The sequence below is a fragment of the Imperialibacter roseus genome (genome assembly GCF_032999765.1).
In the GTDB taxonomy this organism is placed as follows: domain Bacteria; phylum Bacteroidota; class Bacteroidia; order Cytophagales; family Cyclobacteriaceae; genus Imperialibacter; species Imperialibacter roseus.
On the sequence record NZ_CP136051.1, the window covers coordinates 5,055,120 to 5,073,333 of the forward strand.

Below are 18,214 nucleotides of genomic sequence, written 5' to 3' on the forward strand. Positions count from 1 at the left end.
CGCTTGGCAGGCGTAAGGCAAAGAGACTGTATCTTTATGTACGGCATATCGCATTGCCGGCTACTATTCCATCTGCCTGGTCTCCTTAACTATTTCAAATGAATATCCTGCTGGCACCTTCGGGATAGCATAAAAGAAGTTTAGCCCCCCACCTACTTTAGTATGACTCCAATCTTTAACTATATGCCGGAAAATGCACTTTTTGGTCGTCTCATCACGGGAAAAATCGACCTGAATATCCCATCCAGACGGCTGAACGCCCCGTCTTAAAAACACTACATCATTAATGGCAAAATCTATCGGCGAGTTAAGTTCTTTGCCTAGCAGCGCCAGTTCAACATCAAGCATTTCACGAGTAGTAATGAATTTATCCGCTACCTCACGGTTAACTTCGGTGGAAGACGTAACGCAAATGGGGTGAAGTTCTCTATCAAATCCGAGGCTTAGGTAGGGACTACGGCACAAATCAATAGCTGTGAAATTGGTCACACACGGCGTATTGTTGTCTATTTTCTTTGCAATCAAATCCCCGTCGAACAAAACCCTTGTGCTCTTTTTTAGGCTGTCTGGCAAACCGTCACAAACTGTTGTGGACAACGAAACAGGAGGTTCGTTGTCTTTACTTTTGAGTATGTAGTCCAGATACCCTACTCCATTCTGATAAGTGAGATACCCCTCTACCTTGACCAATGAATCGATGATTTGGACTTCGCCCTCAGTTATCCCAATGGTCTCTCTGTTGCATGAAGTCGCCACCATTAAAATCATCAACACTACGATTCGATCAAAGGGATTTCTTCTCATCGCCGAAACTTATTTCTGAGAGACTAAACATAGGGCACATACCAACCTGACTCTTCTATAAGGTAATAAAAAGGAAATTATGGAAATGAAGGGCTTACAGATAATTTCTTTCGGTCAAAATAGTGTCGGAGAGGACTGAGCGTTAAAAAAGGCTCCAGTGGAGCCTTTTAGCGAGGGGCCAGCCTTCAGGGGAGCCCCGACGGCGGAACGAAGAGAGCCAATATAAACGGACTTTTGAGTGGGCCGGAGAGGATCGAGCGTTAAGAATCGCTCCACAGGAGCGATTTAGCGAGGGGCCAGCCTGTAGCGCAAGCCCCTCCGGCTCCATAAAAAAACCCGCCTAAGCGGGTTTATTTGTGGAGCCGGAGAGGACTGAGTGTTAAGAAAGGCTCCAGTGGAGCCTTTTAGCGAAGGGCCAGCCTGCGGCGTGAGCCCCGACGGCGGAACGAAGAGACCCGCCATAAGCGGGTCTCGGAGTGGAGCCGGAGGGAGTCGAACCCTCGTCCAGATAAGGGAAAAATGTACCGTCTACATGCATAGTTACCGATTGAATTTTCGACTGCTTGCCGGTAGGCAACATACCAACGCACAGCTTAGCCACTTAATTTCGCAGGTGCTTAGTAGCCTCGCACCCACTAGTTCAACCATGTCGACACCCAAAATCAGCACCGGAAGAACGAGGCACTGGTGGATGTGGCTGGGGAATCCGCCAGCTGGCGGACTCAACCCTTTAAGCCTTTACCTCAACGTTAAGTTAAGATTAAGCAGCCATGGCGTAATTAGATTCGCCAATTGTTGTTTGAGTGAATTGCTCACGGATGTACACTCATCACCCGGCACGCAAGCACAAAATCCGTCCTTACTGTCAAAACCAGTCGGCCCCGGAATTCATATTTTGCAAATAAGGGTACAAATATAGCGCATTAAAAGTTCGCTGTGCGCTGCCGACCCGAATTGTTTTGACGTTTTGACGCAGTAATACAAACGCTTGATGCCAGCTTCTCACAAACTATTAATTACCAGCCACCTGCCATCCCATTTCCCTTGATCTTGAACAAATATTTGCTCACTATACTCAAGCAAACAGACACAACACCATGCCGCACAAAAACATCAACCGAAGAAATTTCCTCCAGCAGGGGGCTATTATAACCGGAGGCGTAGCCCTTACTCCCCTTGTTGGTTACGCCTCCCCAAAACCCATTACAGCACAAAGTACCCTGGCCGATGAGCCCATGTGGTACCAAAGGCCTCTTCGGATGCTGCAAACCGTGCTGAGGGAGCCTGACGCTGTCAACTACAATGCACAAGCGGTGGTGGACTACATGCTCAAGACCGACTGCAATACGCTGGTGGTCAACGCCGGTGGCATCGTCGATTTCTTCCAGAACCCACTGCCCGCCGCCAATATCAACCAGTTCATGGGGAAGAACGACATCCTGAGAGACATTACCAACGCCTGCCATAAAGCAGGGATTAAAGTGATAGGTCGTGTCGACTTCCGTGGTGTGGAAGAAAAGATATTCAGGCAATTTCCTGACTGGTTCAGCTACGACGATACTGGCAAGCCGATTCAGCTGGGCTACACACGGCCTCAGCTTTACGCCTCCTGCTACACCAGCTACCACCGGAATGAGCACGCCGAACAGTTCATCAAATACATCGTCGGGGAATATGATATTGACGGTATTTGGCACAACAGCATTGGCGTGGGTGGTATCTGCCACTGCTCCCGCTGCAAAGCATCATACAAAGCAAAGACAGGAGCCGATCTGCCGGTTTATGCTACTGCCTCAGACGAAGATTTGAAACAATATATGGTTTGGAAATCAGAGGTGGCCGACCAACACATGCGACGAATGAAAGAAACGGTAAAGGCTTTTGGAAAAGAAAAGGCCTATTCGGCTGAAGTTTTCAGCATGTTTGAGTCGGGCGGGAAGGTAGACTCCGGGATTGACCTCTACAACGCCAGGGAGCATTTTGATTACCTTGTGAGCGTGGCTTTTCTCACGGAAAATTCGGAGCACATTCATTACGAAGACCTGAACTATGCCAATACCATCGTCAGGTTCCTTAAATCAATGGCACCGGAAAAAGAGGCTGTGATTCTATACGGTGGCAACGGCACTGCCCACCGCTATGTGATGGATCCGCCGCAGGACCTGAAAATCTGGCTTTGGGAGGGATTGTCAGCCGGGGGCAGGTTTTGGAACTGTAGTTTCACCGGCCAATACCCAGGCGCCACGCACGACAGAAGGAATGCTTATAACCACCAGGATACTTACAGCTTCATAAAAAAATATGAACACTTGCTCGCCCATCATGTGCCTGTGGCCAATGTGGGGATTTACTACTCCAGGCCCACAAGGCTATTTTACAGAAACAAGCCACCAGAAGGAGACAGCTTCGATGACGCCATCAAGGGAATAGAAAGGGTGCTGGCAGAAAATCACATCCCCTATCATTTTATTCCGGACGACCAGATAAGCACTGACCGACTGAAAAAGTACAAGGCCATTATCATGCCCGACGTCAAATGTCTTTCCGAAAATGAAGTAGCACTCCTTCAAAACTTTGTAGCCGGAGGCGGAAAGCTTCTGGCTACGTACGAAACCAGTCTTTACAGCGAGGATGGATTACCAAAAAAAGACTTTGGTCTGGCTGACGTTTTTGGATGCCACTTTACCGGGGAAAAAGTGAACACAAGAAAAGACTGCTATCAATACATTAACGACCCCAGTCACCCAATTGTAAGTCCCGATAGCGCCAGGACTGAACTGCTTATCAATGCTGGGTTTACCCTTTTGTGCGAGGCGAATCCAAGTGCTAAGAAAATTTGCACATATACCCCTTTGGTGCACAACCAGCCCCCGGAAAAGGCCTGGACCAATGAGTGGGCAAAAGAACTCCCCACTGTTCTGGAGCATGACTATCAAAAAGGAAAGGTGATCTATTTTGCTAACCAACCAGACCAGGTTACCCACGCCATGGGGCACCCCGACATGAGCAACCTCCTTCTCAGGAGCCTCCAATACCTGGCTGGAGAAACCATCCCAATCTCCACCAATGCGCCGGAAAGCGTCCATTTAGGGCTCACGCAGTCAGCAAGGGCTGAAGGCGAGTACATTGTCACGCTGGTGAATACCACGTCCGGCCAGGGTCGACCTATAAGACGGCTAGTGCCTGTAAATGCTGTTAAAATTTTGCTTGACGCAGATGGAAAGACATTGAAAAAATTTGAAGTCATGAGGTCTCAGGGAGCTTGCAAAGTGGAGTTGAAAGATGATAAGGTGGAAGTAACTCTTGAAAGGTTGGAGGATTATTTCAGCCTGTTTGTGAAGATGGGGTAATGATGTAATTCATTTCGGATTGTTGCCCTTGTTAACTAATTTTCATTCACTTATATTCATTCTTTTTATTTAGCGGGAGAACAGAACTTAATAACACCTACTTTGCACCGGATAAAAGATTTGATTCTGGCTTTATATTTAATGGTGAGTTTTCTTACTTCACCAGCTCAAAGTATCACGGGCGTGGTGATTGACAGTGCCACCGGAAGCCCCCTCCCCTTTGCGAATGTATTTGTCGACAACACTACTATTGGCACAGTGACCGACGCCGACGGCAAGTACGCCTTGAAAGGAGTCAGCCCGGGAAAAATGACTTTGGCTGCTTCCTTCGTTGGCTATATTACCAAGTCGGTATCGATTGACCTCAAAGAAGGAGAGCCACTACAGAAGGACTTCTCCCTGACTCCTCAGGAAAAACAGCTCGACGAGGTAGAGCTTACTTCGAGAAGGGATAGAAAGTGGGAAAAACAACTGGAAAGGTTTGAAGAAGTATTTATCGGCAGCAGATACGACCCACTGGTAAATAAAACCAAAATCCTTAACCCCTGGGCCATTGACTTCGAAGAAGGAAAAACCAGCAATGGGATGCGCTATTTTTCCGCCACCTTCAACCAGCCTTTGGAAATTGAAAACCTGGCCCTGGGTTACAAGCTGATTTATCATTTGAATGTGTTTAGCCAAACCCGGAATGGCACTTTGTATCAAGGCCCGGTACAGTTTGTTGAAATGGACACTCTCTTTGAAGACTTGTCAAAAAAATGGATGGAAAACAGGCAAAAAGCCTATCAGTCTTCATTGCGGCATCTCTTCAAGTCGATGATAAGAAACGACCTCAGCGCACAACATTTTGATATTTATCAATCAAAAAGTTTTGCGCTTACCTATATCCGAACCAATAGTTTCGACTACGAAAAAGGCAATTCCATTGAGCCTTTCTCTTTGGACAGGGCCATCAGGCCAGGACAGCAAATTGGCGAATTCAAGATCGTTTCTTCCAAACGTTTGGAGGTGCACTACACCGGCATGTCGTGGCCAAACACCTATTATCACGACGTTTACCATCCCATTAGCTGGATTACCCTTAAGGGGGGCTCCACAGAAGTGACGAGCAAAGGCGTGCCTCTCGATCCCTCAGATATTGTCATTTCGGGGCACATGGCCAGGGCCAGGGTGGCACATCTGCTCCCTCACAATTACACCCCGGGCGACACGGTGTCGGCATTCAGCTCGACTGAGGAAATCATGATCGCCCAACAGCAATACAAGCAGAATAGCCTTCGTGAGAAGCCCCATCTGATTACGGACAAGCCGTACTATTACCCTGGCGAAACCATTTGGTTCAGTGGCCAAATGCTGTACCAGAACGCTCTGATGGGCGACACCCTGAGCCGGGTACTTTATGTTGATGTGATCAACCCATTCCGCCAGATTGTAAAAACAGAGGCATTTCCGATTGAAAACGGTAAAGTCACCGGACAACTAGCTCTTCCGTCATATATACAAGCCGGCGATTACAACCTAAGGGCCTACACACGGTGGATGCAGAACTTCCCTTCGAGCGACATCACTTACCAGCCATTGCCAATAATTAACCTTTACGAGACGGTAGTAAATACAACGGTGCTCGGCGACAAGACGACCGATCCTGATTTACTGATCTCGATCAACACTGACAAAGACCGTTACCGACCCCGCGACAAAGTGCAAGTGTCATTGACCGTAATGGATACAGACGGAGGGGCCATTACGTCCAATCTGACTGTGTCGATTACTGACACACTTCGGGTAGCCTCGGTCCCAACAAGCCCAACACTACAGCACGCCTATAACTGGGTGCTCAACGGAAAGCCTACCCCCTACTTTACCCAACCGCAACATCAAATCGAATATGGCATCAGCGTGAGTGGGCAGTTTCTCAACAAAAAAGGAGAACCCGAAGCCGCCAATATTACCATCGTGCAAGGCGAATACGAAGACTATGGGGTGGTAGCGGCCGACTCGACTGGCAAGTTTTGGGCAAGTGGTTTACAGTTCAACGATAGCTCAGCCATTGCGATGGCTGCGATCAATGAAAAAGGCAGACCACACGGATCGGTGGTGCTGGCAAAGCAAGCTGTACCAGAAGTAAAAGCACAGCTTACCAACCTCAACCTGACTGTTAAAGAACAGGAGTTGCCGCAGCCCATCTTTTCTCTCCCGACCGATGTCGACTATACATTGCTCAATGAAGTGGTGGTGGAAAGCTCCAAGATTGAACCTCTGTCGGAAAGGAACTATGGCTTTGGCCCTGGCGATAAAACTTTTACACAGGAAGACATTCAAAAATCTTCCGGGCAGGGAGTGATGTCTATTATTGAAAGAGGCATGCCTGGTTTTAATAGAAATGGCATGTATCGGAAAAACTATGGAACAGCCAGAGGAAACTATTATCCTACACCGTTGGTCATTATCGATGGTCAGCGATTTCAGGAACAGGCACCTCCGGAGCCAGGCAATACCGGAGTTGATTATTTAGACCGGCTCAATCCCGCTGATATTAAAAGCATCACGGTCTACACCTACAACGCCGGAGTCTTTGGTATGGCTGGGTTTGACGGAGTTATTATGGTAGAAACTAACCTTGGAGGAGAAAGAAAACAGAATGAAAAGCCCACCATTTTCAATAAAGACGGCTTCAGTCTTTACACGATAAAAGGCTACACCCCGGCACAGGAATTCAGAGCACCCAATTATTCTCAGCGAAAGGAAAGCCATAGCGAGCCTGACACCCGCACCACCATTTACTGGAATCCTTCCCTCGTCACCGACAGTGAAACAGGTAAAGCTGAGTTTTCCTTTTATGCCGCAGACTCTCCAACGGTTTACAGGATCGTGGTGGAAGGCATGACAGAGGACAACACGCCGGTGAGGGAAGTGAGGTACTTACAAGTCAGCAACTAATGGCATAAAATATGCTTCGAAGCAGTAATTAATGGTACCCTCATCACTTTTGAAGACCCTATCAAAATTACCTCCGCTTCTGCTTTTCGGGCTTGCTCTGTCATTAAATTCTGTAGCCCAGAGCTTCGTCATATACGGAACAGTCTATGACAAATCCACCAATAAACCCCTTCCTTTTGCCAATGTGTTTATCAACAACACCACAAGCGGTGCCGTCAGTAATGGCGAGGGAGAGTTTAGCATCCCCATTCCTGGCCCGGGATACATTGAAGTAGTTGCTTCCTTTGTCGGCTATGTCACCAGTTACGAGAAGGTAATGGTTAGCGGTAATCAACATGTAAAAATATCCTTTGCGCTCGAACCACTTGAAAAACAACTCAATGAAGTAGAACTCAAGTCAAAAAGAGACAAGAAGTGGGAAAGGCAGTTAAAAAGGTTCGAAGAGGTCTTTATTGGCTCCTACAATGACCCTTTGTCTTCGCAAACAAAAATACTAAATCCATGGGTGCTGGATTTTGATGAGGGTAAACTGAAAGGAGGCCAGAGATACCTCGCCGCCACCTGCTATCTACCACTCGAAATAGAAAACACAGGCCTGGGCTACAAAATCATCTATCACCTGGAAGGTTTTCAGCAAACAAGAAGTGGTTTTAACTATGAGGGTCCCATACAATTTATAGAAATGGATTCCACCGAAGCTATGTCAAAGACCTGGGATACCAACAGGCAAGAGGTATACCTCGGCTCGGTGAGGCATATGTTCAAAGCACTCATAAACGACCGGTTAAAGCATGAAGGATTCGAGGTTTACACTGTGAAACCAGAGGGCAAGCATCATGTAAGAACAAAGCGGCTGGAAGTTGACAAGGAGTTTATGCTCGACACCATTTCGAGGTCCAAAATGCTAAAGCCCGGAGACCGAATAGGAGACTATAAAGTTCGGTCGCAAGCCCCTCTGGAAGTTCATTATTTCAAAAAAATATGGCCCAACCTTGTCTATGACGATGCCTACTATCCGGTAAGCTGGCTCACTTTCAAAGACTCGACGGTTGCAGTAAGCATCAAAGGTGTGCCGTATGACCCGAGCGAGTTGATAATTGCGGGTTATATGGCCAGAGACCGGGTAGCCCGAATGTTACCTTACAATTTCACCCCCGACAAAAGTTATACTTCATTCGACCCCGAGCCTTCTGAGATTGCCGTCAGGGGGATTAAATACAATGCGCTAAGGGAACGCCCATATGTTCAAACCGATAAACCTTACTACTATCCGGGGGAAACCATCTGGTTCAAAACCCAGATGCTTTTTCAAAACCCTCTTATGACCGACACTTTGAGCAGAGTCGTTTACGTCGACCTGTTGAACTCAGACAAAGCCATCATTCAAAGCAGTGCCTTGCCGATCAAGGATGGGGTTAGTCATGGACAACTACAACTCCCCGGTAATCTGACTCCCAGCCAGTACACCCTTCGATCCTACACGAACTGGATGCGGAATTTTGATGATAAGGACATTTTTTATCGATCAATCCCTGTGCTCAACCTTTATGAACAGGTGCAAAACACTGAAGCAAGGCCTTCAAGAATAAAGAACCCTGATCTAATGGTCTCTTTAAGCACAGAGAAGGAGGTTTACAAACCGAGAGAAAAAATTGCTGTGCAAGTTGTTGTCGCCGATTCTGATGGAGTCCCAGTGATGGCGAATTTGTCGGTTGCCGTAACTGACACCTTGCACGTGGCTTCAGTGCCGTCCTCCACTACCCTGGAAGACGCATATGAATGGACCTATCAGGCCTCCAGCGCTCAGCCCAAAGGCCCACCCGGCCATCAAATAGAATATGGCATTAGTGTGAGTGGAGAATTCAGAAACAAAAAGAAACTACCAGAGCAGGCATCGGTTACCATTGTGCAGGGAGAGTACGACGACTATGGCATTGTAGAAACAGACAGCACCGGAAGGTTTTGGGCCAGCGGGCTGCAGTTTGAAGATAGCGCTCAGGTGGCCTTCGGGGTAATAGATGCCAAGGGACGTCCTTTCGGCTCGGTAACAATCGATGAAAAAGTCCCGCTTAAGGCACCAGACTCTCTGCCTGTGCTACACCTGAACATAAAAGAAACTGCGATACCTCAACGCATTTTCGTTTTGCCAGATGAAGATGAGTACACGCTGTTGCAGGAGATAGTGGTAGAGGACACACCTATTGAACCGCTGTCGGAAAGTCAATACGGCTACGGCGCTGGCGACAAAACTTTTACGGAAAAAGATTTTGAAAAAAATCCCCAACTCACCGTATTTGAATTCCTTGGAAGAAACGGCACTGGACGAACTAGCTTCCAACGGCACAATTGGGGCATCAAGGCAGCACCGCCTCTTATTATCATTGACGGATCGAGATATGGTGGAATCTACGGGGAAACCCCATGGCAATACCTTGAATCGCTGACAGTTGACATGATCAAAAGCATCAATGTGTACACTTACGGCGCAACCATTTTTGGCATGACAGGATCCGGCGGCGTGATCATGATTGAAACAAAACGAACAGAAAAACAGGCAGACGAAAGACCCACCATCTTCAACAAAGACGGCTTCAGCCTTTACACGATAAAAGGTTACACCCCGGCACAGGAATTCAGACCACCCAATTATTCTCAGCGAAAGGAAAGCCATAGCGAGCCCGACACCCGCACGACCATTTACTGGAACCCTGCACTCACCACCGATAGCGAAACAGGTAAAGCCGGGTTTTCCTTTTATGCCGCCGACTCACCTACAGTTTACCGGATTGTAGTGGAAGGCATGACAGAGGACAACACGCCGGTGAGGGAAGTGAGGTATATTGAAGTGAGGAAATAGCCAAAAATAGAAAGCCCTTCATGCCATATCGGCTGAAGGGCTTTCGATCTTGTTCAAGTCCTTTTATAGGTTCTCTACTTCTTCCTGCAAGTTGTTTCTCACAAGCAGTCCGGTTGCAAGGCTCGATAACAATAGCCTGTCTCTTTCACTTAACGACGTGTCGAACCACACCCTTCCTTTGTTGAGGGTTTCGACGGCCCCTACCACCTTGTCGCCCTGGAGGAATTCATAGCCAAACGCCTGTGTTTGCGGGATTTTTGACCCTTGCAGTTTGGTTATTCCTTTTATGGTAAAGTACTCATCGCCTTTTTCATCCAAAACTACTCCCTGACACTTGGCGGTCAGTTGCTGGTTGTTTGGGTTGAGCAAAAGAAAGTCGAAGCGCTGAAGCCCTGGCTGGGAAAAATAGATGGCGCCTGCAAAGACATCCTTTTGCTTCAGAGGAATCTGAAAATACCCTTTGGCCAGGGAAAGGTGGTTGTCCTTCAGGCGGCTGTCTCCCAGAAAGTTTACCCCAGCGCCAGCCTCTTTGTTTACTATGTTGAAAGCGAGGCTTTCCTTTCCGCCAGAAAAGTCAACAAGGAAGGGAACAAGATAACTGAAGGTCATGCTGCGGTCAATCTTACTTGTTTCGTAAGGGCCAAAGTTAATGACCTGGTTGACCTGCCAGCCATTTTTACCCTGAACCTCATACGACTCTGCGCTAGTGGCGAAGTCTTGCTGAAGTGATACATGAGCAGTTTTGCATGAAACTGCTACTAAAAAAATAAACGCTAGTCTTTTCATATTGAGTTTTAAAAATGAAAAAGACATAGCAACTCCAATGCCAGATTTATCTTTTCCGACCGGGTGAAACAAAAAAAGGCCGCACTGGGCTACCTTTTTGTATTGTCTGATTAGGGCAGGTTATTCCTTCAGAAACTTCCCGGTACTAATTCCATCCTGAAACGTGAGTCGTAAGAAATAAACGCCGGGTTCCAATGTTTTAACATCTAAGTAAAGGCTGGCTTGCCCTTTCTCGACTGACAGGTTCCTCAAAAATTGGCCATCCATCGAATACAGTCGTATGCTCTCAAGTGCTTTTAGCTCGTCGAGGCTCAGCGAAACTACCAATTGGTCACTCGCCGGATTAGGATAAAGTTGCAATGAGCCTAACGGTGTTTCCAGTCCTTGCACTACTTCTTCCTTTGCCACCATCGTCATACTCAGGGCTGTATTCTCAACAATGGAAATGGGTTCGGCTTCTTCAAAACTGACCGCAAACGGGTAATAGGTTGTATTGACCAATTCAGATTCCTCTTCTCCCGGTGTAATTTGTAAGATGTAGTTTCCTGCTTTCAATCCATCCATTTGCAAACTGCCTTCACCTACTGTAGCTTCTTTAATTATGCTGCCCTCACTGCTCAATAGGGTGGCCGTTCCAGTGTCAAGAACCACATCTTCAGATTTATTGACCGTCACAGCCAGGCTAAGAAAGGATTTTACTATCAATGTCCGGCTAACGCTTCCGGCGGGAAGAAAGTCGTCATTTCCGGCCTGAGTAGCCATTACAACTACCTCTCCGGAGCCTGTCAGTGTCAATTGATTCCCATCCAGCGTTGCCAGGCCACTGACAAGCACAAAGCTGACCGGCAACTCTGAGGTTGAACTCGCAGAAAGCGCAACTGGTGATTCATCAGGATATAGATTTGCTGGAAGCTCAAAGGTAATCACCTGCTCGGCCTTTAGATTGGCCGTGGAAATAGAAAACGCTTTACTAAATACCCCTTCTGAGACATCCTTTGATTGAATTCTGACCGAATAGGCTTCCTTTTTGTTGTTGACTATTGCTTCATTCGTTAGAAGTTTGTTATCAGTAATAGTAAATAGGGTATTGTCGGTACTACCGTCGCCAACGACCAATTCATACGTGTGTGTGTTACTGGCATCCTGATCTGTAGTGCTGAGCACCCCAACCTCAATACCCGCAACTATCTGTTGGGTAATTACACTGGATGAAAGAAGGATGTCTGATGGGAAGTCATTGGCATTGATAATAGTCAGTGCAAAGGCCCGGCTGAACACCTCTCCGCCACTATCCTCTGTTTGGATTCGAATGGTGTAGGCTGCCTTATTTTCAAAATCAAATACTGCATTGGCCAGTAGTTTGTTGCCACTGATGGTAAAGCTTGCGTTGTCGGTGTCACCTTCACTTGTAACCAGGGTGTAGGTATGGCTATCGGTTTCATCCTGATCGCTGGTGCTCAATGTAGCCAGTTCGCTGCCAACAGGGAGGTTCTCTGAAAATTCGCTGGCGCTAAGTGATAGGGCGGTCGGTGCGTCATTAGCGTCGGTAATGGTAATCGAAAAAGATTCACTGAACACAGCACCAGCCAAATCCTTCGTTTGGATTCTGACGGTATAAGACGTTTTGGTCTCAAAGTCGAATACTGCATCGGATAATAATTTGTCGCCACTGATGGTAAAGCTTGCGTTGTCGGTGTCACCTTCACCTGTAACCAGCGTGTAGATTTGGCTGTCGGTTTCATCCTGATCGCTGGTGCTCAATGTAGCCAGTTCCCTGCCAACAGGGAGGTTCTCTGAAAATTCGCTGGCGCTAAGTGATAGGGCGGTCGGTGCGTCATTAACGTCGGTAATGGTAATCGAAAAAGATTCACTGAACACAGCACCAGCCAAATCCTTCGTTTGGATTCTGACGGTATAAGACGTTTTGGTCTCAAAGTCGAATACTGCATCGGATAATAATTTGTCGCCACCGATGGTAAAGCTTACGTTGTCGGCGTCACCTTCACCTGTAACCAGCGTGTAGGTTTGGCTGTCGGTTTCATCCTGATCGCTGGTGCTCAATGTAGCCAGTTCCCTGCCAACAGGGAGGTTCTCTGAAAATTCGCTGGCGCTAAGTGATAGGGCGGTCGGTGCGTCATTAGCGTCGGTAATGGTAATCGAAAAAGATTCACTGAACACAGCACCAGCCAAATCCTTCGTTTGGATTCTGACGGTATAAGACATTTTGGTCTCAAAGTCGAATACTGCATCGGATAATAATTTGTCGCCACTGATGGTAAAGCTTGCGTTGTCGGTGTCGTCCTCACCAGTCACCAGCGTGTAGGTATGGCTGTCGGTTTCATCCTGATCGCTGGTGCTCAATGTAGCCAATTCACTGCCAATAAGGAGGTTCTCAGTAAATTCTGCATTGCTTACAGACACAGATGTTGGTGGGTCGTTAGCATCCGTAACTGTGACTGCAAATGGAGCACTAAACACAGCACCCAGTGCATCCCTGGTTTCAATTCTCACACTGAAGCTCGATTTCGTTTCAAAATCAAACTGTGCCGCAGTTCGTAACTCGTCCCCTACAATAAAAAAGCTGCCATTATCCATGCTCCCTTCACCTGCCACCAGTGAGTAAGTAAAAGTATCTCCTTCGTCTCCATCTACCGACGACAGCAGGCCTACTTTAGTGTTTTCAGGAAGATTTTCTGCTATTTCGTCGACATCGAGCTCTATGGTTGTCGGAGCACTGTTGTCCCAGGAAAGTATAAAGGTCTTCCGAAAAGTATTACCAAACTCGTCAATAGCCTGAATCCTGACGGAATAAGTGGCCTGAGTTTGCCGATTCAGAGTTGCCGCAACCATTAAACTGCTGCCGGAAACGGTGAAAAGAGCATTGTCGATTGAGCCCTGTCCAGCTACCAGAGAAAAGCTTGGAGTAGCATCAGAATCGCTACTAACAGTTAAAATGTCACAAACGTCCGAACCAACCTGGCCTGATGATATAACACGTGTAGATAAATCTATTTCCATTGTGGTTACCCTAACCGGAGAAACTCTCCAGCCATTACCATCACCCAATCTCCCTCCGGCACTAACTCCCCATGCCCAAAGCGAACCATCAGACTTAGTCGCTACAGTATGAACTCCGCCACCGTCAACATTAGTCCAGTCCGTGTCATTTCCAATCCTAGTGGGCAAAAGCTTGTCAGTAGTAGTCCCATCACCAACCTGACCATATTCATTTCCACCCCAACCCCAAAGGCTACCATCAGTCTTAATAGCCATAGAAACCCTTTCAGCATCTATCACAGCCCAGTCACTTTGGCCTCCAATCCGAACCGGGGCTAATCTGTTATCGGTTGTCCCGTCACCTAGCTGGCCTTCGTCGTTTTGTCCCCATGACCAAAGCGAACCATCAGTTTTTTGTGCCAAGCTGAAATGATCTCCCGCTTCCACAAAAGACCAGTCTGTATCTGTTCCGATTTGAATCGGTATGAGTGAACTATTATTAGAGCCATCTCCAAGCTGCCCATAGTAGTTATAACCCCAGGCCCACAGAGTACCATCTGCTTTAACAGCAAGTGTGTGACGAAAGCCAGCCGAAAGCGTAAGCCAATCTGTATCGTCATTCAACTTTACCGGAACAGACGAACTTTCTGTTGTTCCCATGCCCAATTGGCCATCCGAATTATTGCCCCATACCCATAATTTGCCATCTGATTTTAAGGCATATGAACTATTATATCCGACAAAGACGTCCGTCCAGTCTGTATCCTCGCCAACTTGCACCGCCGTCAACCTATGTATGATTGTTCCATCCCCAACTTGCCCGTAAAAGTTCTCACCCCAGCTCCAAATCGTTCCATCATTCTTTAAAACCAAAACATGGCGATACGAACTTATCTTCTTTTGGTTGGTAACAGCATTAATTTGTATCGGAGCATTTTCAGATATCTCTGTTCCATTACCTAATCTTCCACGTAAATTACTCCCCCACCCATACAAAGTCCCATTGCTTTTTTGGGCCAAAGTATAGGATACATTACCAATTACGTTTACCCAGTCGTAATCATTTCCAATCTTGATAGGTGACAAAGGCCTTACCTCATTGCCAATACCCAATTGGCCACTTCCATTGTACCCCCAAGACCATAACATTCCGTCATCAGAAATAGCTATGGAATGATCATTGCCAACAGAAATCTCTGCCCAACCAGACGCAAAGGGAATCTCAACAGGCAGTAGACGGTCTTCCTGAGAACCTATACCTAAGTGACCCACGCCATTGAGTCCCCAAGACCACAAACTTCCGTCACTCTTTATCGCAAAAGCGTTATAATACCCTGCAACTGCATCAATCCAGTCTGTATCACTTCCAACTATCCTGGGCTCGTACCTGCTTTCAAAGGAACCGCTGCCAAGTTGCCCATAAGAATTTTCTCCCCAGCTCCAGAGCGTTCCATTATCTTTTACCGCCACGTTGAAGTTATATCCTGCACTAAAACTACTCCAATCGGTATTGGTATTAAAACGAACTGGGCTGGGCACGAAGGTATTCTGACCTATGCAAACATCGACCTCTATTAGGCCTGGAGTGGGGCTTGGCCCGTCCTCGGCCATTATCGCCCCACCGCTTGCTGAATTTATTACATAGGCAACTTCAGAATCTGCCGTGCCCGAAACAAACTCAAATGAAACGTTTGCTGTTCCAAGAGGAATATAAACAACTTTAGTAGCACCAAATCCCTCCTCTAAGGTGTAGTCGTTTCCAACTCCATCAATAATTACTCTAATCAAGGCTCCATTCCAACCGTCACCTCCTGAATCACTAAATGCAATTGAGTAGGTTCTTGAAGGGTTCGACACCTGTGTTACAATACAATCAGTGGCGGTCTGATAACCCAGACTTCCACTTTTGTTATTTCCCCATACCCAAAGAGTGCCATCATTCTTTTGAGCTATCGAGTGATCAAAACCGCCTCTTGCTTCCTTCCAATCATCGTCTTCTCCTATCTGCACAGGTTCAGCCTTATCAACTTGGCTGCCATCTCCCAATTGGCCTTGATTATTCCTGCCCCACGCCCAAAGAGTGCCATCCGATCTGATTGCGAGCACGTGTTCACGTCCGGCGCTGATATCAAGCCAATCTGTCGACGTACCGATTTGCGTTGGAGTAGGTCGATCCTCAGAAGTTCCATCACCCAGACGGCCAAATTGATTTCTCCCCCAGGCCCATAGCGTACCATCTGTCTTGATTCCCACAGAATACGACCACCCTGCACTAGCTTTTGTCCAATCGCTTTCCACACCAACCCTCACGGGTGAAGACTGATCACCAGTAACCCCGATACCCAACTCCCCATAAGAGTTCTCGCCCCAGGCCCACAGGGAGCCGTCTTCTTTGATCAATAAATTGTGGAAGTCTCCTGCTGCAATTTTTTGAGGATACACATTAGTACTTAGAGCCATTCCAAGGCAAACCATTAGAAAAAAATGAGCTACAACTTTGGCTTTGGACATCTCAATCGGAACTTTTAAGTAGTTTGCTGGTATGATTTACAAATTCAGTTTTTCATCATCATGCAGTTTTTCAAACTAGCCTATATAAATATCAAATGAAAAAATTAAATGTGTGCATCAAATAATAATATAATCAGAGATAAAAAATCCAAATCACTGGAATATACTAACGATTAACAAAAAAGGCCGCTTACAGCGGCCTTCATAGTGCAAAGTTTTAACGATCAATTATTTAGTCACCACCCCGCCCTTTTCGCTGTCCACTTTCACCGTGTACTTGCCAGAGCCGCTCACTATCCAGCGAACGGTTACCGCTTCCATGCCTGGTATGTTCTCCACAGCAATTTTGGCAGGAGCTACCTTCTGCTCGGAGGTCTTATTCATATCCACGTCGGTCACGATCATGCCAGCCACCACATTAGCCCCTTCAAGGGAAATGTAGTCTGGGCGAATGATTTTGTTCTTGGTATCGTGACTGGAGTGCGTAGGGATCAGTCTTTTGTTAGCGATAGTAGCTGTCACCTGCTTCAATCCGCCGCCAAGGTCTTTTTCTTCTACTTTTTCTATCACCAACTTGGGCGTGTGGTAAGCATGGAAGATCAGGAACGCCATGTTCCGGTGGGCGTCGTTTTCCAGCAGGAAGCCCGGGTTGTCTCTACCAAAATTCTTTCTAAAGCCCCCTATCTCGATCTTGCCAAGCTCGGGATGGTCAAATTCCTTCCAATCCAAAAAGGCATCAGTCATCAGCAAGTTCTTCTCAAACTTATACATGTCCTTCTGCACTTCGTCTCCTCTTCTCCCCCCTTTGTAGTCTTTGCCAAACATAAAGTAAGGATGGTACAGCTCATTGGTGAAAGTGAAAATACCACGGCACCCATGGAACCAGTCGAGCTCGCCGCCGAACGCCGTGTATAAGTCCTTCCAAACTACCATGTAAGTATAGCCAGGCATAATGCTTTCTCCCAGCTCACCAATGGCGTCGTACACTTTGTCGTCGGTAGCATTGTAAGTGCCTCTGTCCTCCTCAGCACCGGGCCCTCTCAGGATCATGCCTCCAGAGTTGTGGAAACTTTGGGCGCCTCCAATATTGGGGTGCTTCATCACAAACTCCATCACGTTCCTGTTTTCGGGCACAGAAAACGGATACTTGTGCGCCCCTCTCTGGATGTACTCCGGCTGCCAGTTCCAGCCCCAGTCACGGTTGGGGTCATAGTAGCCGCCTACCCTGTCTTCATTCACTTCACCGTCGCCATCGTTGTCTTTGCCTTCGTAGCCCAGCATTTCGTATTCACCGGGCTCTCCTGCTTCAACCTCAATCATTTGCCGTGGATCAGTGGGGTCGACAATATAGCGTCCATTAGGGTTTTTGCGGCGCATCATGGTCACTTCGCCATCACCATTCAGGTCGTCGTAGCCGTCTTCGTCAACCAGCCCGTCCCTGTCGTCGTCGATAGGCATCATGCCTGAGCGGGGAGTATTAGCAGTGTTCACGCCCTTCATATAGTCGTTCCTGGCATCGGGGTTGATAGTGGGCACTATATAGAAAACCTTGTCAGCCAGCAGGTCTTTGATGAAATCGTTGTAATACCAACTTTCAGCCAGGTACCAGGCTGTATACATGGCAAATTCGCCGCCTTGAATTTCGTTGGAATGGATGTTTCCATCTACATACATCCCTGGCTTGCGATCCACATTGCCTTTGGAAAAATCTGTGATGGTCAGGGCAATCATGTCACGCCCCTCATAGGTTTTGCCGATGGTTTCCACCTTCACAAGGTTAGGATGTGCCTCCGACAACTTTTTGGCGATAGCCCACAGCCCTTCTGAGGTGTAGTACCTGTTCCAGCTTACCTGCACCTTAGGGTTGGGCGGGCTACCCGCTGCTTTAAATATCTGATCTGGCGTTTGGGCCGAAACACTCAACCCCGCCAAAAGAATGATGAAAGTATATATAATTCTCTTCATGACT

7 protein-coding genes and 1 other RNA gene are annotated in these 18,214 nt (G+C 47.3%); 3 read left to right on the forward strand and 5 right to left on the reverse strand.

Annotation, left to right across the window (positions count from 1 at the left end; translation table 11 throughout):
- Positions 1-63: 63 nt before the first annotated feature.
- Positions 64-804 carry a hypothetical protein gene (locus RT717_RS21370; protein ID WP_317488388.1) on the reverse strand — a complete coding sequence of 247 codons (741 nt, stop codon included), beginning with the start codon at positions 802-804 and terminating at the stop codon, positions 64-66.
- A 474-nt stretch (positions 805-1,278) separates the two neighbouring features.
- Positions 1,279-1,687: a transfer-messenger RNA gene (gene ssrA / locus RT717_RS21375) on the reverse strand.
- Between the two features lie 214 nt (positions 1,688-1,901).
- Here ssrA and RT717_RS21380 point away from each other — a divergent pair.
- From RT717_RS21380 to RT717_RS21390, 3 genes are all read left to right on the forward strand, one after another.
- Positions 1,902-4,154 (forward strand): alpha-amylase family protein, encoded by a 2,253-nt coding sequence (locus RT717_RS21380; RefSeq protein WP_317488389.1) that lies wholly within the window; start codon positions 1,902-1,904, stop codon positions 4,152-4,154.
- A gap of 141 nt (positions 4,155-4,295) precedes the next feature.
- The gene (locus RT717_RS21385) at positions 4,296-7,094 is read left to right on the forward strand and encodes a carboxypeptidase-like regulatory domain-containing protein (protein WP_317488390.1); all 2,799 of its coding nucleotides are present in this window, start codon (positions 4,296-4,298) and stop codon (positions 7,092-7,094) included.
- 49 nt (positions 7,095-7,143) lie between these two features.
- On the forward strand, positions 7,144-9,951 hold the full coding sequence (locus RT717_RS21390; protein WP_317488391.1) for a carboxypeptidase-like regulatory domain-containing protein: 2,808 nt from the start codon (positions 7,144-7,146) through the stop codon (positions 9,949-9,951).
- Positions 9,952-10,014: 63 nt separating this feature from the next.
- On the opposite strand, the gene RT717_RS21395 is transcribed toward RT717_RS21390, so the two are convergent.
- The 3 genes from RT717_RS21395 to RT717_RS21405 all read right to left on the reverse strand — a co-directional run bounded on the left by RT717_RS21395 (position 10,015) and on the right by RT717_RS21405 (position 18,210).
- The gene (locus RT717_RS21395; RefSeq protein ID WP_317488392.1) at positions 10,015-10,737 is read right to left on the reverse strand and encodes a hypothetical protein; all 723 of its coding nucleotides are present in this window, start codon (positions 10,735-10,737) and stop codon (positions 10,015-10,017) included.
- Positions 10,738-10,857: 120 nt separating this feature from the next.
- The gene (locus RT717_RS21400) at positions 10,858-16,194 is read right to left on the reverse strand and encodes an RCC1 domain-containing protein (RefSeq protein WP_317488393.1); all 5,337 of its coding nucleotides are present in this window, start codon (positions 16,192-16,194) and stop codon (positions 10,858-10,860) included.
- 279 nt (positions 16,195-16,473) lie between these two features.
- Positions 16,474-18,210 (reverse strand): M14 family metallopeptidase, encoded by a 1,737-nt coding sequence (locus RT717_RS21405; RefSeq protein ID WP_317488394.1) that lies wholly within the window; start codon positions 18,208-18,210, stop codon positions 16,474-16,476.
- Positions 18,211-18,214: the final 4 nt, after the last annotated feature.

Bases quoted from the DNA above. Each gene is read 5' to 3' on its own strand.
- RT717_RS21400 (WP_317488393.1), bottom strand. From the start codon at position 16,194: ATGGCTCTAAGTACTAATGTGTATCCTCAAAAAATTGCAGCAGGAGAC.
- RT717_RS21385 (WP_317488390.1), top strand. From the start codon at position 4,296: ATGGTGAGTTTTCTTACTTCACCAGCTCAAAGTATCACGGGCGTGGTG.
- RT717_RS21405 (WP_317488394.1), bottom strand. From the start codon at position 18,210: ATGAAGAGAATTATATATACTTTCATCATTCTTTTGGCGGGGTTGAGT.
- RT717_RS21370 (WP_317488388.1), bottom strand. From the start codon at position 804: ATGAGAAGAAATCCCTTTGATCGAATCGTAGTGTTGATGATTTTAATG.
- RT717_RS21395 (WP_317488392.1), bottom strand. From the start codon at position 10,737: ATGAAAAGACTAGCGTTTATTTTTTTAGTAGCAGTTTCATGCAAAACT.
- RT717_RS21380 (WP_317488389.1), top strand. From the start codon at position 1,902: ATGCCGCACAAAAACATCAACCGAAGAAATTTCCTCCAGCAGGGGGCT.